Annotated in this window: 14 protein-coding genes, 1 pseudogene and 2 riboswitches; of the genes and pseudogenes, 2 read left to right on the plus strand and 13 right to left on the minus strand. The window is 42.0% G+C overall.

Going from position 1 to position 15,548, the window contains the following annotated elements; translation table 11 throughout:
* Nucleotides 1-7: 7 nt before the first annotated feature.
* On the minus strand, nt 8-793 hold the full coding sequence (gene sufC / locus MKY17_RS26025) for a Fe-S cluster assembly ATPase SufC (protein ID WP_034310141.1): 786 nt from the start codon (nt 791-793) through the stop codon (nt 8-10).
* A gap of 1,035 nt (nt 794-1,828) precedes the next feature.
* Between sufC and MKY17_RS26030 the strand changes: the two are divergent.
* Nucleotides 1,829-2,178: pseudogene (locus tag MKY17_RS26030) on the plus strand (IS5/IS1182 family transposase); the annotation flags it as partial.
* A 109-nt stretch (nt 2,179-2,287) separates the two neighbouring features.
* On the opposite strand, the gene MKY17_RS26035 reads toward MKY17_RS26030, so the two are convergent.
* The 11 genes from MKY17_RS26035 to MKY17_RS26085 all read right to left on the minus strand — a co-directional run bounded on the left by MKY17_RS26035 (nt 2,288) and on the right by MKY17_RS26085 (nt 14,122).
* Nucleotides 2,288-3,124, minus strand: a complete 837-nt coding sequence (locus MKY17_RS26035) for a MetQ/NlpA family ABC transporter substrate-binding protein (RefSeq protein ID WP_144549460.1) — start codon at nt 3,122-3,124, stop codon at nt 2,288-2,290.
* 15 nt (nt 3,125-3,139) lie between these two features.
* Complete coding sequence (locus tag MKY17_RS26040; protein ID WP_076368176.1) at nt 3,140-3,808, minus strand: methionine ABC transporter permease; 669 nt, start codon at nt 3,806-3,808, stop codon at nt 3,140-3,142.
* The gene (locus MKY17_RS26045) at nt 3,801-4,835 is read right to left on the minus strand and encodes a methionine ABC transporter ATP-binding protein (protein WP_076368177.1); all 1,035 of its coding nucleotides are present in this window, start codon (nt 4,833-4,835) and stop codon (nt 3,801-3,803) included. The genes MKY17_RS26040 and MKY17_RS26045 overlap by 8 nt, the downstream gene beginning before the upstream one ends.
* A gap of 153 nt (nt 4,836-4,988) precedes the next feature.
* Nucleotides 4,989-5,101: riboswitch (SAM riboswitch) on the minus strand.
* A gap of 117 nt (nt 5,102-5,218) precedes the next feature.
* Nucleotides 5,219-6,529, minus strand: a complete 1,311-nt coding sequence (locus tag MKY17_RS26050; RefSeq protein ID WP_339201086.1) for an O-acetylhomoserine aminocarboxypropyltransferase/cysteine synthase family protein — start codon at nt 6,527-6,529, stop codon at nt 5,219-5,221.
* Between the two features lie 99 nt (nt 6,530-6,628).
* Nucleotides 6,629-6,735: riboswitch (SAM riboswitch) on the minus strand.
* 145 nt (nt 6,736-6,880) lie between these two features.
* Nucleotides 6,881-7,189 (minus strand): thioredoxin family protein, encoded by a 309-nt coding sequence (locus tag MKY17_RS26055; RefSeq protein ID WP_098371655.1) that lies wholly within the window; start codon nt 7,187-7,189, stop codon nt 6,881-6,883.
* A 3-nt stretch (nt 7,190-7,192) separates the two neighbouring features.
* Entirely contained in the window at nt 7,193-7,558 is a 366-nt protein-coding gene (locus tag MKY17_RS26060; RefSeq protein ID WP_048688210.1) for a toprim domain-containing protein, read from the minus strand.
* A gap of 92 nt (nt 7,559-7,650) precedes the next feature.
* Complete coding sequence (gcvH, locus tag MKY17_RS26065) at nt 7,651-8,034, minus strand: glycine cleavage system protein GcvH (RefSeq protein ID WP_034310122.1); 384 nt, start codon at nt 8,032-8,034, stop codon at nt 7,651-7,653.
* A gap of 95 nt (nt 8,035-8,129) precedes the next feature.
* Nucleotides 8,130-8,486 (minus strand): arsenate reductase family protein, encoded by a 357-nt coding sequence (locus MKY17_RS26070; RefSeq protein ID WP_098371490.1) that lies wholly within the window; start codon nt 8,484-8,486, stop codon nt 8,130-8,132.
* Between the two features lie 142 nt (nt 8,487-8,628).
* Nucleotides 8,629-10,416 carry an acyl-CoA dehydrogenase family protein gene (locus tag MKY17_RS26075; RefSeq protein ID WP_098371491.1) on the minus strand — a complete coding sequence of 596 codons (1,788 nt, stop codon included), beginning with the start codon at nt 10,414-10,416 and terminating at the stop codon, nt 8,629-8,631.
* A 69-nt stretch (nt 10,417-10,485) separates the two neighbouring features.
* Nucleotides 10,486-11,664: an acetyl-CoA C-acetyltransferase gene (locus MKY17_RS26080; RefSeq protein WP_098371492.1), complete on the minus strand. Its 1,179-nt coding sequence runs from the start codon at nt 11,662-11,664 to the stop codon at nt 10,486-10,488.
* 73 nt (nt 11,665-11,737) lie between these two features.
* Complete coding sequence (locus MKY17_RS26085; protein WP_098371493.1) at nt 11,738-14,122, minus strand: 3-hydroxyacyl-CoA dehydrogenase/enoyl-CoA hydratase family protein; 2,385 nt, start codon at nt 14,120-14,122, stop codon at nt 11,738-11,740.
* 208 nt (nt 14,123-14,330) lie between these two features.
* Here MKY17_RS26085 and MKY17_RS26090 point away from each other — a divergent pair, with 208 nt between their 5' ends.
* Nucleotides 14,331-14,465 carry a YuzL family protein gene (locus MKY17_RS26090; protein WP_072273724.1) on the plus strand — a complete coding sequence of 45 codons (135 nt, stop codon included), beginning with the start codon at nt 14,331-14,333 and terminating at the stop codon, nt 14,463-14,465.
* 49 nt (nt 14,466-14,514) lie between these two features.
* On the opposite strand, the gene MKY17_RS26095 is transcribed toward MKY17_RS26090, so the two are convergent.
* A complete protein-coding gene (locus tag MKY17_RS26095) occupies nt 14,515-15,432 on the minus strand; it encodes a proline dehydrogenase (protein ID WP_098371494.1) in 918 nt (305 codons plus the stop codon).
* Nucleotides 15,433-15,548 lie beyond the last annotated feature (116 nt).

Below are 15,548 nucleotides of genomic sequence, written 5' to 3' on the forward strand. Positions count from 1 at the left end.
CTCCTACTTACGCTTCTTCGCCAACAGTTTCGTCTTCAATGCCCAATTCTTGTTTAATCCAGTCATAACCTTCCGCTTCCAAGCGGGCAGCAAGTTCAGGACCGCCTGATTTAACGACACGTCCTTGCATCATAACATGTACAAAATCAGGAGTGATGTAATTTAATAGACGTTGGTAGTGAGTGATGATCAAGCATCCAAAGTCTTCTCCGCGCATTTCGTTGATTCCTTTTGAAACGACTTTAAGTGCATCGATATCTAGACCTGAATCAATCTCATCCAAGATTGCAATTTTAGGTTGGATCATCATTAATTGAAGAATCTCGTTACGTTTTTTCTCTCCGCCAGAGAATCCTTCATTCAAATAGCGTTGCGCCATATCTTCATCCATTTCAAGGAACTCCATTTTTTGGTCCATTTGACGGATGAATTTCATCAATGAAATCTCATCGCCTTCTTCACGGCGTGCATTAATGGAAGAACGCAAGAAGTCAGCATTTGTAACACCGCTGATTTCACTTGGATATTGCATAGCTAGGAATAGACCGACACGAGCGCGCTCGTCTACTTCCATTTCCAATACATCTTCGCCATCGAATGTGATGCTTCCGCTAGTCACCTCATATTTAGGGTGACCCATGATTGCTGATGATAAAGTGGATTTACCAGTTCCATTTGGTCCCATGATCGCATGGATTTCTCCACCTTTGACTTCAAGGTTTACCCCTTTTAAAATCTCTTTACCTTCAATTGATACGTGAAGATCTTTAACCGTTAATGTAGAAGCTGACATAATAATACCTCCGTGAACTAATTCCAATTTTATTACCAGAAAGTAATGATTACTTTCTTTACTGTAATTTACGTAAAAGCATTCTCACTTTATTCTCATTCCAATTTTATAACAAATCCAATTTGGAATCAACTAAATAGATAAGGGTTTTCACTTCTGCCATGTTTAAAACCCGTCCTATTCTTACAATACTAACAGATATAGCCCGTTTCCTGCATATTCATACTTATTTTAGCTTTTGTTAAAATTATCTTATTATTCAGCAAATCTTCGTCCTTATTAATATATGTTCAAAGAATTCGATTGCAAGGTATGAACGTTCCACTTTAAAAAGAAAAAAATCGGACTGTCAGGCATTATGTAAGTTTATCCAATAAGGCACCCCTTATTTATGGACCACTTTCCATTTTACCTCTACAGACCGATCTTTTAAAGAACTCTTTTATATGCTTATCCGTGAATTTTGCGTTGTAGGTCCTGGACCATTTTATTGCACTTTACATGTTCCCTATCCCGTTCTTTCTCGACCTCGATACGGAGGTCTAAGTTTCTACTGTACTCACTGTAGCCAACCCCATGTGAAGACTGCATCGCCTTTTCCATTTCGCTTGTTACATTTAAATCTAGAGTATTGATAGTGAACCATCCTTTCAAATTTGTGTATCATTTTAATGCTTACATTATCTCTTACCCTTTACTTTTCTGATTAAACATGAAATGAATTAAATTAGGCCGCAGACTGTAAACAAACTGGATGATCAATGAGTTTATCTACAGTTTTTTAGTTTTTAGGTTTTCAAAATTTGAACGTTACTTTCCACTTCAGGCACTCGCTTTCCGCGGGCGGTCCAGAAGCCTCCTCGGCGCTTTTGCGCCTGCGGGGTCTCCCGCAGGAGTCTCGTACCTTCCGTTCCAATCCACTAAGACTAAACAATCAGATAGAATCACTTTCACCTACAGTCTTTATTCGTTCCATGCCGGTTAAGGTTTCCATGATAAAGTGCCTCACTTTTCTAAGTTCGGAAAAAATTATGAGCGACGCATTATGTAAAAGCTGAACGAACAAAACAGTTTGCCTATTCATTTATGCGGCGACAGACCGTAACGGATTTGTGTTGAGGACGATAGTAACACCCGGAAATACTCATGATAGTCGTTTCTTAAGAGCATCTGGTTGAACAAGTGATTAAGAAAGTTGGAAAACCTGAAGCTGATTGACGCAGATGCAACTAACAAAACACCAGCTTTACTCTGTACACGTCCTCGAACAAAAGAAAGATTCCTCCGCAACCATGGCTATTTGTAATATGAGCGTTTTGGTTGTTATCTCTGCCCATCGGCACTCAACAACAAATAAAGAGGGCTATCGTGAGTACAAATCGCTTTAACTGCTTCAAATCCAATAAAAAATCAAAAGGTTCCGGAATGAGAACATTCCGGAACCTTTTTGTTTACAAACTGCGGCCTTAATTAAATCAGGCCGCCATTCTTGAATTATTTATCCACCGGTACAACTGCACCTTTGTATTCCTTTAGAATAAAATCTTGAATTTCTTTAGAATGTAATACTTCTACTAGCGTTTTGATTTCTTCTTTATTTTCATCACCTTTGTTAACAGCAATAACGTTAACATATGGTGATTCAGAGTCTTCAATCGCAATTGAATCTTCAAGCGGATTCAATCCAGCGTCAATCGCATAATTGGAGTTGATCAGGACGGCATCGCCTTCGCCGCTCTCATATATTTTAGGAAGCAGGGCCGCTTCATAATCAGCATCGAATTTAAGGTTTTTCTTATTTTCAACGATGTCTTTCGTTGTAGCTGTCGTTTTATCGATGCCTTCTTTTAATGTAATCAGGCCATTTTTTTCTAATAGAGATAACGCACGTCCGTGGTCAGCAACAGAGCTGCTCATAATAATTGTTGCGCCTTCCGGAAGTTTATCAATGCTTTTATATTTTTGTGAATATAGAGCAATCGGCTCGATATGAATTCCGCCAGCATTGACGAAGTCATATCCATTTTCTTTAATTTGCCCTTCCAAATAAGGAATGTGTTGGAAGTAGTTAGCATCCAATTCCTTATCATTCAACGCCTTATTCGGTAAAACATAGTCCTGGAATGTTTCGATTTCCAATTCGATTCCTTTTTCTTTAAGAAGCGGCTTAGCTTCCTCAAGGATTTCAGCATGCGGAACATTGGATGCCCCTACAACTAATTTCTTCGATTCTTTTTCTGTATCACTGCCGCTTTTATCCTTTTCACTTCCACAAGCAGCCAAAGCGATAGATAACACTAAAATTAATGCAAATCCTAAAAACTTTTTCACCCTATTCATCTCCTTTTATCTTTTGTCCAATTTAGATGTAATCACATCTCCAATAATTTGAATTATGAAGACGATAATTAGAATAACGATCGTCGCTACAAGCGTAACGTCATTTTGATTTCTTTGATAGCCGTCCAAATAGGCTAGATTACCAAGTCCGCCTGCGCCGATGACCCCGGCCATTGCGGTATATCCAACCAATGCAATCGATGTTACCGTAATTCCGGAAATAAGGGCAGGCATCGACTCTGGAAGAAGGACCTTCCAAATGATCGTGCTCGTTTTTGCCCCCATAGATTTAGCGGCTTCAATTACACCTTTATCGATTTCACGCAGGCCGATTTCAACCATACGCGCATAGAATGGGGCCGCACCGATAATAAGTGCCGGCAATGCAGCGTTCTCTCCGATCATTGAACCGACAAGTGCCTTAGTGAAAGGAATGAGCAGCACGATCAAAATAAGAAATGGAATGGAACGGAATATATTAACGATAGCACTCATGACCCCGTTGATTACCCGGTTTTCCCACATATTACCCTTCCCTGTCAGGAACAGGATCAATCCTAATATTATGCCTATAAAAAAGGTTGCCACTACAGAGACGCTTGTCATGTAGAGCGTTTCTTTCGTTGCTTCAATAATGTCTTCCCAATCAATATTCGGCAATAATTCTTCAAGCATGAGTAATCACCTCCACGCCTACCTGCTGTGCTTTAATGAATTCGATTGCGCGGAGCATTTCATCCTCTGTGCCATCAAGATGGATAAACAATGTTCCATATGAACCGCTTCTTGTTTGGGATATCTTACCTTGAACGATATTGACATCCAACTCGAAGTTTCGTACAAGTTTGGTGATCAACGGGCTTTCTGCATGATCACCTACAAAGGTCAATTGAATCACTTTGCCTGCAGGATAACGTTCGAGCAAATGGTCCATCGTTTCTTTCGTTTCTTCTGGTTCCGTTACCTGCTGCACGAAACGCTTCGTCATTTGTTCTTTAGGATTCTTGAAAACATCCAGGACAGGACCCTGTTCAACAACTTGCCCGTTTTCCATCACGGCGACGCGATGACAGATTTTACGTATTACATGCATTTCATGTGTTATCAAGACGATCGTCAATCCTAGGCGCTGATTGATGTCAACAAGCAATTCGAGTATGGAGTCGGTAGTCTGCGGATCCAAGGCAGATGTCGCTTCATCACACAGCAGCACTTTAGGGTTATTTGCCAGAGCCCTGGCTATTCCCACCCTTTGCTTTTGCCCTCCGCTTAATTGTGAAGGATAGGCCTTTTCCCTGCCTTCCAGTCCGACTAACTTGATCAATTCGTTCACACGCTTGGTCCGTTCAGTTTTAGAAACTCCTGCAATTTCCAATGGGAAAGAAATATTTTCCTGAACGGTCCTTGACCATAATAGATTGAAATGTTGGAAAATCATGCTGATTTCTTGACGGGCCTTACGGAGCTGAGCCCCTTTAATTTTTGAAATTTCCTTCTCAGCCACCACAACGGATCCCTCTGTAGGAGTTTCCAATCCATTGAGCATTCTGATCAAAGTACTTTTCCCCGCTCCACTGTATCCGATGATACCGAAAATCTCACCTTTATTTATTTCAACATTCACATTATTTACAGCCTTGATCGTCTCACTGTTTCCTTTTCCTGTTCGGAACAGCTTACTGACTTTCGTCAATGTAATCATTAATCCTCACCTCTTTTATCCAATAAAACCTATGAACTTAGTTGATTTCTCTACATTATTAGTCTGTTTCTCATATCATGCACATGTTTTCCCCATTAAAACAGAAAAAACCTTTCTGCATGAGCAGAAAGGCAGGTGAAGAAACAGGCCTTTCTCTCATCTTCCAAAGTAATTAAACTTTGTGTGAATTGGCACCTTTCCAAGGAAATCTCCTTGTCGGTTGCCGGGTTTCATCGGGCACATCCCTCCACCTCTCTTGATAAGAGCTAATATATAGAATATTTGTACATCATTAAGTTCTTTAGTATGGAGAAATTTTATCATAGATAAAAAAGGAGCGCAATGTATATTATTTCTAGTTCAAGAATGAACAGGAACTTTGGTTAAAGCGTTTTGGAAGTCAAGGAAACGATATTCGTCGCATTTTCAATTGCCTGCTCCAAATCTTCTATTAAGTCGTCTACATTTTCAATCCCGATGGATAAACGGACTTGATCGGCGCGCACACCCGCTTTCGCAAGACCCGCCTCATTCAATTGTTGATGGGTCGTACTGGCTGGGTGGATGATCAAGCTCTTCGCATCCCCTACATTCGCCACATGGGACCATAATTCCACCGAATTGATAAGTTTTGCCCCAGCTTCGCGATTACCTTGTATTCCAAACGTCACGACAGATCCGGCTCCCTTAGGTAAATATTTATCTGCAAGGGCTTTATCGGGATGATCCTCATCACCAGGATGCGAAACCCAAGTCACGGCAGGATGGTTTTTTAAATATTTAATGACAGACTTGGTGTTTGATAGATGCTCTTTCATCCTTACATGCAGCGTTTCAAGTCCAAGCGTAAACTGGAATGCACTTTGGGCACTTAGCGCAGGGCCTAAGTCTCGAAGTAACTGAACTCGGGCTTTCGTTATGAATGCGGCAGGTCCTACTGCCTCGGCGTATACAAGACCGTCGTAGCTTGGGTCAGGCTCCGTGAAGCCAGGGTAGTTTGGCGAGTTCCAATCGAACTTCCCTCCATCCACGATGACACCGCCTAGTGTCGTTCCATTTCCCAGAAGCCATTTTGTAGCGGAATGGATGACGATGTCCGCGCCAAAATCAATTGGTCTGCAAAGATACGGTGTCGCAAAGGTATTATCAATGATTAAAGGTATGCCGGCTTCATGGGCGATTTTCGCTACCGCTTCAATGTCAAGCACCCTCAAACTTGGATTACCGATCGTTTCGGCAAAAATGGCTTTAGTTCTTGGCGTAATCGCCCTTTTGAAATTTTCAGGGTCATCGGGAGAAACGAACTTCACTTTGATCCCATACTTGGGAAGAGTATTTTCAAAAAGGTTATACGTACCGCCATATAATGTAGAGGCTGAAACAATCTCGTCACCTGCAGCGGCAATGTTCAGGATTGAAAGTGAGATGGCAGCCATTCCGCTTGCTGTTGCCAACCCGCCGATACCGCCTTCCAATAAGGCCATTCTTTCCTCAAAAACGCTGACCGTGGGATTATGAAGCCGTGTATATATATAGCCATTCTCCTTTAGGCCAAATAAATTCGCTGCATGGTCGGTGTCTTTGAACAAGTATGCATTGCTTTGGTAAATAGGAACTGCACGTGCACCTGTTTCATCAGCTTGCAGACCGCCATGAACACTCAATGTTTCGAAACGCAACTTTTTCCCTGACATATGATTTCACCTTTTTCTATGGATTTAGTTGGAATTATATGATATCTGGCCTTTTATAAACAAAAAAACCACTTCAACAAGAAGAGGTCTCAAGAACACACCTCATCTACCAGAGCCAACACTCTGCTGGAATTAGCACCGTATATAAAATTTATACCGGTTGCCGGGCTTCGTCGGGCCAGTCCCTCCGCCACTCTTGATAAGAACTATTAAATTCTGCCATTACTTAATTCAAAATATAGCATTTTAGAATAAATCAGTCAATAAATTATTAGAATATTCTTTATTTAATTCCGATCTCGCATTCGAATGTCCGCAACAAAGAAACCAACCACGGTTCTGATTGGTTTCTTAGCTGATTTCCTTAAGCAATCCGTACAAATAAGGAACGGATTGAAAGGCATATATTTTTTTGTGCAGCTTTCCTTTTTTGAAAAGCAATAAACAAGGCACACTTTCGATTTCATATGATTCGGCAATTGCATGGACATAGTTCATATTCATTTTGCCTGCCTTCAATTCCGGAAACAGCTCCAAGGATATCGTCAGCATCTTGGATGCAACCTGACAAGTGCCGCATAAAGGCGTATATAAATATAAGCAAAAGGTTTCCCCATTTTCAACAGCAAGCTTACACTCTTCTTCTTTCCATTCCTGCATCAATTAGTCGTTCACCCTTTGACTTAAAAATTTCATTTTCACATTCATATTGGCAGATAGTAGCACAGTTGCGATATGATGTTCGGGTGAGCTTTCCACTTCTTTGTACATTTTATTAATATACAGGTGGTTCGCTTCCGGCATTTCCCTTCGGAACTGCTTCCGCAGCTTTTCTCCTGATTCATCTGCGTCAAAAAGGAGATAAACATCACGATCCATCAATTCATCCACTAATTCATCCAGCTTAGTTAATGATATGGTCCCATTCGTACATCTTATTTCCACATCTTCATTTAAAACGGAGGCAACTTTTCTTCTATCGGAACTGCCTTCTACAATGATCACTTTATCGAATTCGCCCCACTCCATGTCATCACTCCATCTCACGAATTATGTGCGCAACTGCCACTGTACAAAATGAAAAAGAGAGCAGGCCTTTTCAGTCCCCCCTCTCCTTCTATTTAACCGTTGATTAAACTCTCATACTCTTCAGCGCTCATCAAGTTTTCAATATCACTGCTATTAGATGGTTCAAGCACGACCATCCATGCCTTTTCATAAGGAGACTCATTTACATATTCAGGGTTGTCACTTAAATCTTCGTTTACTTCAACAACCTTGCCACTGATAGGTGCATAAAGCTCAGAAACGGTCTTAACGGATTCAACACTTCCAAATGGTTCGTTCGCTTTCAATTCATCGCCGATTTCCGGAAGCTCAACGAATACGATGTCCCCAAGCTCGGACTGTGCGAAAGCTGTAATCCCAATGCGCACTGTTCCATCTTCCGTTTTGACCCATTCATGTTCTTTAGTGTAACGAAGTTCTTTTGGTGTTGTTGTCATTATTAACCCTCCATATGTACATCTTATTTTATCTATTACATTATAAGGTAGATTGTTCGTTTAAGTAAGGAATTAACCAAATATTTTGTGAAATTTCAGTTCCAAACCTGTTCGAATTGCTCTTCTTTGAAACCTACCGTCACTTTGTTGCCATCTGTAACAATCGGCCTTTTCAGAAGCATGCCATCCGTGGACAATATATCAAGCATTTCTGCTTCAGAAGCTTCTTTCAGCTTATCCTTTAAGCCCAGCTCCCGATATTTTTGACCGCTAGTATTGAAAAACTTCTTCAATTCCAAATTGCTGATTTTATATAGTTGTTCAATTTCTGTTCGCGAAGGCGGATTTTCCGCTATATGGATCGCTTCATATTGCAGTTCATGATTATCCAGCCACTTCTTCGCGTTACGGCATGTGCCGCATTTTGGGTACCAATATAATGTTAAGCCCATCATTTCACCACCTATCAATAGAATACCCGTTTTCAGCAAGCAATACAACGAAATATCTTTTGAATTTCCAATGCGATTTCATCAAAGTAAATAAAAGGGAATGCCTTAACAGGCATTCCCTTTACAGATTCTGATTCATTGCTTACAGAGCATATTTTTCCGCTTCGATTACCTTGACGGAAGCTTCACGTTTTTTCGCAATGACATTGATCGGATTGTGTCTTGTCAGCTTGCGGAGCGACGAAAGCATGATGCGAAGAGTATCGCCTGTTTCCACAGCAATTAACGTTTCTTTTGCATGCTGTTCTATTTCATTGAAAGCTTCCTGAACGAAGATTTCAGTGTAAAGCACTTTTTGTTTGTTCTTCTCCAGGCCTGTAGATGCAATGGCTTTCTCCGTACGCAATACCACGGATTCAGCTGCATAGGCAAGGGATGCGATATCAGCAATGTTAGAGAGGATTTCTTGTTCTTGATCAAGAGTTTTGCCGTATTTTTGTGCCGCTAGGCCAGCTGCCAAAATACCGATTTTCTTAGCGTTCCTAACAAGCATTTTTTCTTGTGCCAGTGGCTCATCGCCAGGTTCTTCCGGCATCATCATCATTAATTCCTCTTGCAGGCCTTGAGCTTTTTGAAGAAGCGGCAATTCCCCTTTAAGTGCTTTCTTCAGGAAAGTTCCCGGGACAAGCAATCGGTTGATTTCATTTGTACCTTCAAAGATCCGGTTAATACGTGAATCGCGATATGCTTTTTCAATTTCATACTCCTGCATGAAACCATAGCCGCCATGAAGCTGTACACCTTCGTCCGTAACATAATCCAATACTTCGGAAGCGAAGAATTTATTCAATGAACACTCAATGGCATATTCAGCAACTGCAGCCGCCATTGATTTTCCATCTTTCACTTGCTCATCCGTCAATTTGCTTTGTCTTTGATCATAAAGGCCAACGGTGCGATATACAGAGCTTTCTGCTGCATAAATTTTAGCTGCCATTGTTGCAAGTTTTTCTTTCGTCAAGTTAAAATCGGAAATTTTCGTTTTGAACTGTTGACGTTGATTCGTATAAGCAGCTGTAATTTCAAGGGCACGTTTAGATCCGCCGACCGCACCGACGCCTAATTTATAGCGGCCGATATTCAGGATATTGAAAGCGATGACATGCCCTTTTCCGGCTACACCCAAAAGGTTTTCGACTGGTACATGTACGTCTTCAAGTATTAATGTACGTGTGGATGAGCTTTTGATCCCCATTTTCTTCTCTTCAGCACCAGTTGATACGCCTTTATAATCACGCTCAACAATGAAAGCGGAGAATTGTTCGCCATCGATTTTGGCGTATACGCAGAAGACATCTGCAAAACCTGCATTTGTAATCCATTGTTTTTCACCATTTAAAATATAGTGTGTTCCTTCTGGATTCAATTTCGCCGTCGTTTTTGCTCCCAAGGCATCTGAACCTGAGCTTGGTTCCGTTAAGGCATACGCAGCAATCTTCTCACCCGTTGCCAGTAAAGGGAGGTATTTTTTCTTTTGTTCTTCATTCCCGAATAATACGATCGGCAATGACCCGATACCTACATGTGCACCATGTGTAATTCCGAACCCGCCTGCAAGCGCCATTTTTTCCGTAATCAATGCCGAACTGATTTTATCAAGACCCAATCCGCTGTATTCCTCGGGAACATCAGCACCAAGTAAACCGATTTCTCCTGCATGCTTCAGTAATTTAACGGAACGGTCAAATTCATGGTTTTCTAAATGTTCAACCTGCGGCAGAATTTCATTCACTACGAAATCCTCGGCAGTTTTGGCGATCATTTTATGCTCATCAGAATAATCTTCCGGTGTAAACACTTGATCATACGTAATATCTTCCACTAAAAAGGCTCCGCCTTTAATGAGGCTACCTGTAGTTTGATTTGACATGTCATTTCCTCCTAAGTATTTAAGATGGTAAGCCCGCCGGAAGCATGACAGCTTCCGGGAGGCGTGGGATTACGCCAATAATTCAAATACTCCAGCAGCACCCATTCCGCCGCCGATGCACATTGTCACGACTCCGAACTGTTGGTTTCTGCGCTTCATTTCATGAAGCAGGCTTAATGTCAATTTTGCTCCCGAACATCCCAGTGGATGGCCTAAGGCGATGGCTCCGCCATTTACATTGACAATCTCTTCATTCAATCCGAGCTCACGGATAATTTGAATGGATTGGGAAGCAAAGGCTTCATTCAATTCAAATAAACCAATATCCGATAACTCAAGACCCGCTAGCTTCAAAGCTTTAGGAATGGCTGCAATTGGTCCGATGCCCATAATTTCAGGCGGTACTCCTGCTACAGCAAAGGAACGGAACTTACCCATCGGTTTCATCCCAAATGAAGAGGCCTTTTCCCTATCCATGACCATGACCGCGGCTGCACCATCACTCGTTTGTGATGAATTCCCAGCTGTTACGGATCCTGTAACAGAGAATGCAGGTCTTAGTTTTTTTAGCACTTCAGCGGTCGTGCCTGGACGAACACCCTCATCCTGTGTAAAAGTAAATGATTTTTCATTTAATTTAAGATCTGGTCCCACTGAACGGAGGGTCACTTCAACCGGTACGATCTCATCGGAAAACTTTCCTTCTGCAATGGCCTTAGCCGCCTTTTGATGACTTCTAACAGAAAATGCATCTTGATCTTCACGGGAAATGCCGTATTTTTTTGCAACGGCTTCAGCAGTGTGACCCATGCCCATATAATATTCCGGTGCCGTTTCCGCAAGTCTCGCGTTCGGACGTGTTACATGGCCCATCATTGGCAAAAGGCTCATGGATTCCGCTCCGCCTGCAATGACTGTATCACTTTGGCCGAGCATGATTCTTTCCGCTCCATAAGCGATACTTTGCAGCCCGCTTGAACAGTAACGATTAATCGTTATGGCCGGTACTGTATAAGGCAATCCTGCCAATGCTCCAATGTTACGCGCCATGTTCAATCCTTGCTCCGCTTCAGGCATTGCACAACCGATAATCAGGTCATCTATGGTGCCTTCATATTTACCTGCCCGCTTTAACGTTTCCTTTACAACAAGAGCCCCTAAATCATCAGGACGTACACTAGCAAGAGAACCTTTTTTCGATCTTCCTACCGGAGTCCTTGCTCCAGCTACTATTACCGCTTCTTTCATGAGGATCCCCCTTACTCATTTTTAAGCTATCGATCTATTAATCTTCGTTTTTTGCCATATCTTCATCTATTCATCAATTACGGAGCGGTTTACCTTTAACAAGCATGTGCTGCATCCTTGCCTGGGATTTCGGAGTCGAAATCAGTTTTAGGAATGCCTGTTTTTCTAGGTTCAAGATATACTGTTCATCTACTTCCGTGCCAAATGGGAGTTTTCCTCCTGCCAGGACGTATGCAAGCTCTTTGGCTATGACAAGGTCATGATCTGATAAGAATCCTGAAAGGCGCATGGATTCCGCCCCTAATAGAAGTGTGGCATAGCCAGTTTCACCTACGACAGGGATCTTTGTGCGGGCTGGAGCGGTATAACCTTGTTCATGCATGGAAAGTACCGCCTGTTTCGCATCATATAGCTGATGATCCGCATTCACGCTTATTCCATCAGCTGAATTAAGGAAATTATTCTCTCTCGCTTCCTCGGCTGAGGTCGAAACTTTTGCCATGGCGACCATTTCAAATACTTGGTTAACCACTTTCTGTAAGTCGAAGTCAACGCCCTTCGGCATATTCTTCAACGTCTTCACATAAAGTTCTTTAGTCCCGCCGCCGCCTGGGATTAAACCTACGCCAGCTTCCACTAATCCCATATACGTTTCAGTCGTTGCCTGGATGCGGGCTGCCGGAAGTGACACTTCAGCACCCCCGCCAAGTGTCATATTAAACGGGGCAACCACTACGGGAACTGCACTGTACTTAATTTTAAGCATCGCCTTTTGGAATTGGCTGATGACCATATCGAGTTCAAAAATATTGTCATCCTGCGCTTCCATCAGCATCATTGCAATATTAGCGCCTACACAGAAATTCTTTCCTTGGTTTCCGATGACCAGGCCTTTAAAATTCGCTTCCGCTTCGTCGACCGCCGCATTGATCATTTGTATGATATCCAGACCGATTGCATTATTCGGTGAAGTGAATTCAAGAAGAGCCACTCCATCGCCGATATCCATCAAGCTTGCACCACTGTTTTTCTTGATTACGCCTTTTTGCTTCTTGATCGCTTTAAGATTGATCACTTTAGGATTTTCGACAAGTTCTTTATATTCACCATCATCATAATAGTGAACAATGCCATTTTCTTCTTTATAGAAAGAAGTGATTCCTTTAGCGAGCATATCCTTCACCCATTGCGGAACGGTGATGCCTTCCGCTTCCATTCGGGCTACCGATTTTTCTATCCCTATCGCATCCCAGGTTTCAAAGGGACCTGTGGACCATCCGAAGCCCCATTTCATCGCTTGATCGATCGCCACGATGTCATCCGCGATGTCCCCAAGCAGCTGGGCAGAATACACAAGCGCCGGATTCAGAACATTCCAAAGTAATTGGCCGGCACGGTCTTCGCTATAAACAAGCGCTTTCATTTTATTTTCCAAGCCCTTGGCCTGTTTAGCCATTTCGATGGAAGGCGTTTTTAATCTTTTTCGTGCATCATATTCAAGGGTTTCGGGATTCAGTTCAAGGATTTCCTTGCCTTTTTTCAAGAAAAAACCTTGGCCTGACTTGCTTCCAAGCCACCCATTCTTAAGCATTTCATTCATGAAATAAGGTATTTTGAAAACTTCTTTTTCTTCTCCATCCACCTGGTCATATACGTTTCTGGCAACATGTGCAAAGGTATCCAATCCAACTACATCAAGTGTCCGGAAAGTAGCACTAGTTGCTCTTCCAATCAACGGACCTGTAACCGAATCGACCTCACCAACACTGTATCCGCCTTTTTGCATTTCCCGCAAAGTGACCAATAAACCATAAGTTCCAATGCGGTTTGCGATGAAGTTAGGGGTATCCTTTGCTTCGACGACACCTTTTCCCAGTACATCTTCGCCGAATCGTTTCATGAATTCGAGCACTTCTGGTGAAGTTGCTTTAGTAGGGATGATTTCCAACAATTTAAGATAACGCGGCGGATTGAAGAAGTGGGTTCCCAGGAAGTGCTTTTGAAAATCCTCCGAACGGCCTTCTGCCATCGCTTCGATTGAGATTCCGGATGTATTCGATGAAACGATGCTTCCCGGTTTACGATGCTGATCAACCTGGGCAAACACACTTTGCTTAACCTCAAGCTTCTCAACGACCACTTCGATGATCCAATCGACATCCTTTAAACGACTTATATCATCTTCCAGGTTTCCCGCCTCGATCAACGCAATGTTTCCCTTAGCCGAAAGCGGAGCTGGTTTCTGTTTTAAAAGTTTCGTAATCGCAGTTTGGCTGATGCGGTTACGCACTTGTTTATTATCTAATGTAAGTCCCTTTTTCTTTTCATCCTCAGTGAGTTCACGAGGTACAATATCCAATAATAAAGTCGGAATGCCGATGTTAGCAAGGTGTGCAGCAATCCCTGATCCCATAACTCCTGACCCTAGAACAGCAGCCTTTCGTATTTGTCGAACCAAGTTTATATCCCCCTTACGCAATTTATTGAATGAATGCTCATTCATTTTTAATTTAAAAAAATTTTGAATATTTTTTCTTATTACTAATATAGAATATATTTGGAAATTCCGCAATGATTAAACAGGAAAAAAAATATTTTTTTCTCCGGGTTCTTTAGGTTATTTCTCCTCCGTTCAGTAAAAAATAACTGGGCAGGAGGTGACCTATATAATGAAGCGTAAAGATAATCCTTCTAAAGCAGCCGTAAGCGCAGCAAGCGTTAAAGGCAATGCCGGACCTGGCGCCGAACGTCAACATGGAATCAATAAAGTGAACAGCCAGAACAATCAGTTCAAAAGATAATCCTTCTTAATTTGAGCAGCCGTCCCTTCTCCGGGGCGGCTCTCGCTTCCTATTTCTTGAATAGGCCTTTTAAAACGAAAGCAATATTGGCAGGTCTCTCCGCAAGGCGGCGCATGAAATATCCATACCAATCCGTACCATATGGAACATACACCCTTACCTTATATCCTTCTTTAGCAAGTTCAAGCTGCTTTTCAGTGCGGATGCCATATAACATTTGAAATTCAAAACGATCCAGGGGAATTCCCTGATCTTTGACCAAGTCCCTCGTATAATCAATGATTTTATCATCATGTGTGGCAACGGCTGTGTAATGGCCATTTTGCATATGCTTCTTGATGATTTTCTTGAAATTCTCATCCACATCTTTTTTCTCGGGAAAGGCCACTTCCCTCGGTTCTTTATAAGCTCCTTTAACAAGTCTTAGATTCGGCTGGTATGCATCCAGTTCCTCAATATCCTTCTCAGTCCGATACAGATAAGCTTGGATGACAGTCCCCAATTCATTATATTCAGACATAAGGTTTTTGAATACATCCAAAGTCGGCTGACAGCGAGGAAAATCTTCCATATCAAGCGTCACGAAAACACGATGGGCCTTAGCTTCATCTAAGATCCTCCGCATGTTATTCATTACGGCTCGTTCGGACACATCCAGGCCCATTGAGGTCAGCTTCAGGGATAACTGTGAATCCAGTTCATTTGTGCCGATCATGCGGATCGCTTCGATGCACTCATCTGCCATCTTCCTTGCTTCTTGTTCATCTTCAATGAATTCACCTAAATAATCAATGGTGACAGCAAGCCCTTTCCGGTTAAGATCTACAATTACTTCACATGCCATATCCAAGGATTCCCCTGCCACGAAACGAGATGCCCCAAACCGCAGCCCGTATTTTTTCGCTGCCTTTGTCATGCCTTTATTCTTTGATAAAAAAAGGAATAGATTTTTCAAAACTCTTTCCATCTGCATTCCCCTCCAAATCATTTTGGAAAATAGATGCACAAGATTATTTTACCATTTAATTCATTTTTCAGATATTTAGAATCAAGAATAAAAAAAATTCATGAAGGGAAAATTAA

This window comes from Peribacillus sp. FSL P2-0133, assembly GCF_037975445.1.
In the GTDB taxonomy this organism is placed as follows: Bacteria; Bacillota; Bacilli; order Bacillales; family DSM-1321; genus Peribacillus; species Peribacillus simplex_E.

Excerpts from the sequence above, each read along its gene's own strand:
- MKY17_RS26050 (WP_339201086.1), bottom strand. The coding sequence starts at position 6,529 with ATGTCAGGGAAAAAGTTGCGTTTCGAAACATTGAGTGTTCATGGCGGT.
- MKY17_RS26060 (WP_048688210.1), bottom strand. The coding sequence starts at position 7,558 with ATGGAGTGGGGCGAATTCGATAAAGTGATCATTGTAGAAGGCAGTTCC.
- MKY17_RS26095 (WP_098371494.1), bottom strand. The coding sequence starts at position 15,432 with ATGGAAAGAGTTTTGAAAAATCTATTCCTTTTTTTATCAAAGAATAAA.
- MKY17_RS26080 (WP_098371492.1), bottom strand. The coding sequence starts at position 11,664 with ATGAAAGAAGCGGTAATAGTAGCTGGAGCAAGGACTCCGGTAGGAAGA.
- MKY17_RS26075 (WP_098371491.1), bottom strand. The coding sequence starts at position 10,416 with ATGTCAAATCAAACTACAGGTAGCCTCATTAAAGGCGGAGCCTTTTTA.
- MKY17_RS26040 (WP_076368176.1), bottom strand. The coding sequence starts at position 3,808 with ATGCTTGAAGAATTATTGCCGAATATTGATTGGGAAGACATTATTGAA.
- MKY17_RS26070 (WP_098371490.1), bottom strand. The coding sequence starts at position 8,486 with ATGGGCTTAACATTATATTGGTACCCAAAATGCGGCACATGCCGTAAC.
- gcvH (WP_034310122.1), bottom strand. The coding sequence starts at position 8,034 with ATGACAACAACACCAAAAGAACTTCGTTACACTAAAGAACATGAATGG.
- sufC (WP_034310141.1), bottom strand. The coding sequence starts at position 793 with ATGTCAGCTTCTACATTAACGGTTAAAGATCTTCACGTATCAATTGAA.
- MKY17_RS26045 (WP_076368177.1), bottom strand. The coding sequence starts at position 4,835 with ATGATTACATTGACGAAAGTCAGTAAGCTGTTCCGAACAGGAAAAGGA.
- MKY17_RS26055 (WP_098371655.1), bottom strand. The coding sequence starts at position 7,189 with ATGCAGGAATGGAAAGAAGAAGAGTGTAAGCTTGCTGTTGAAAATGGG.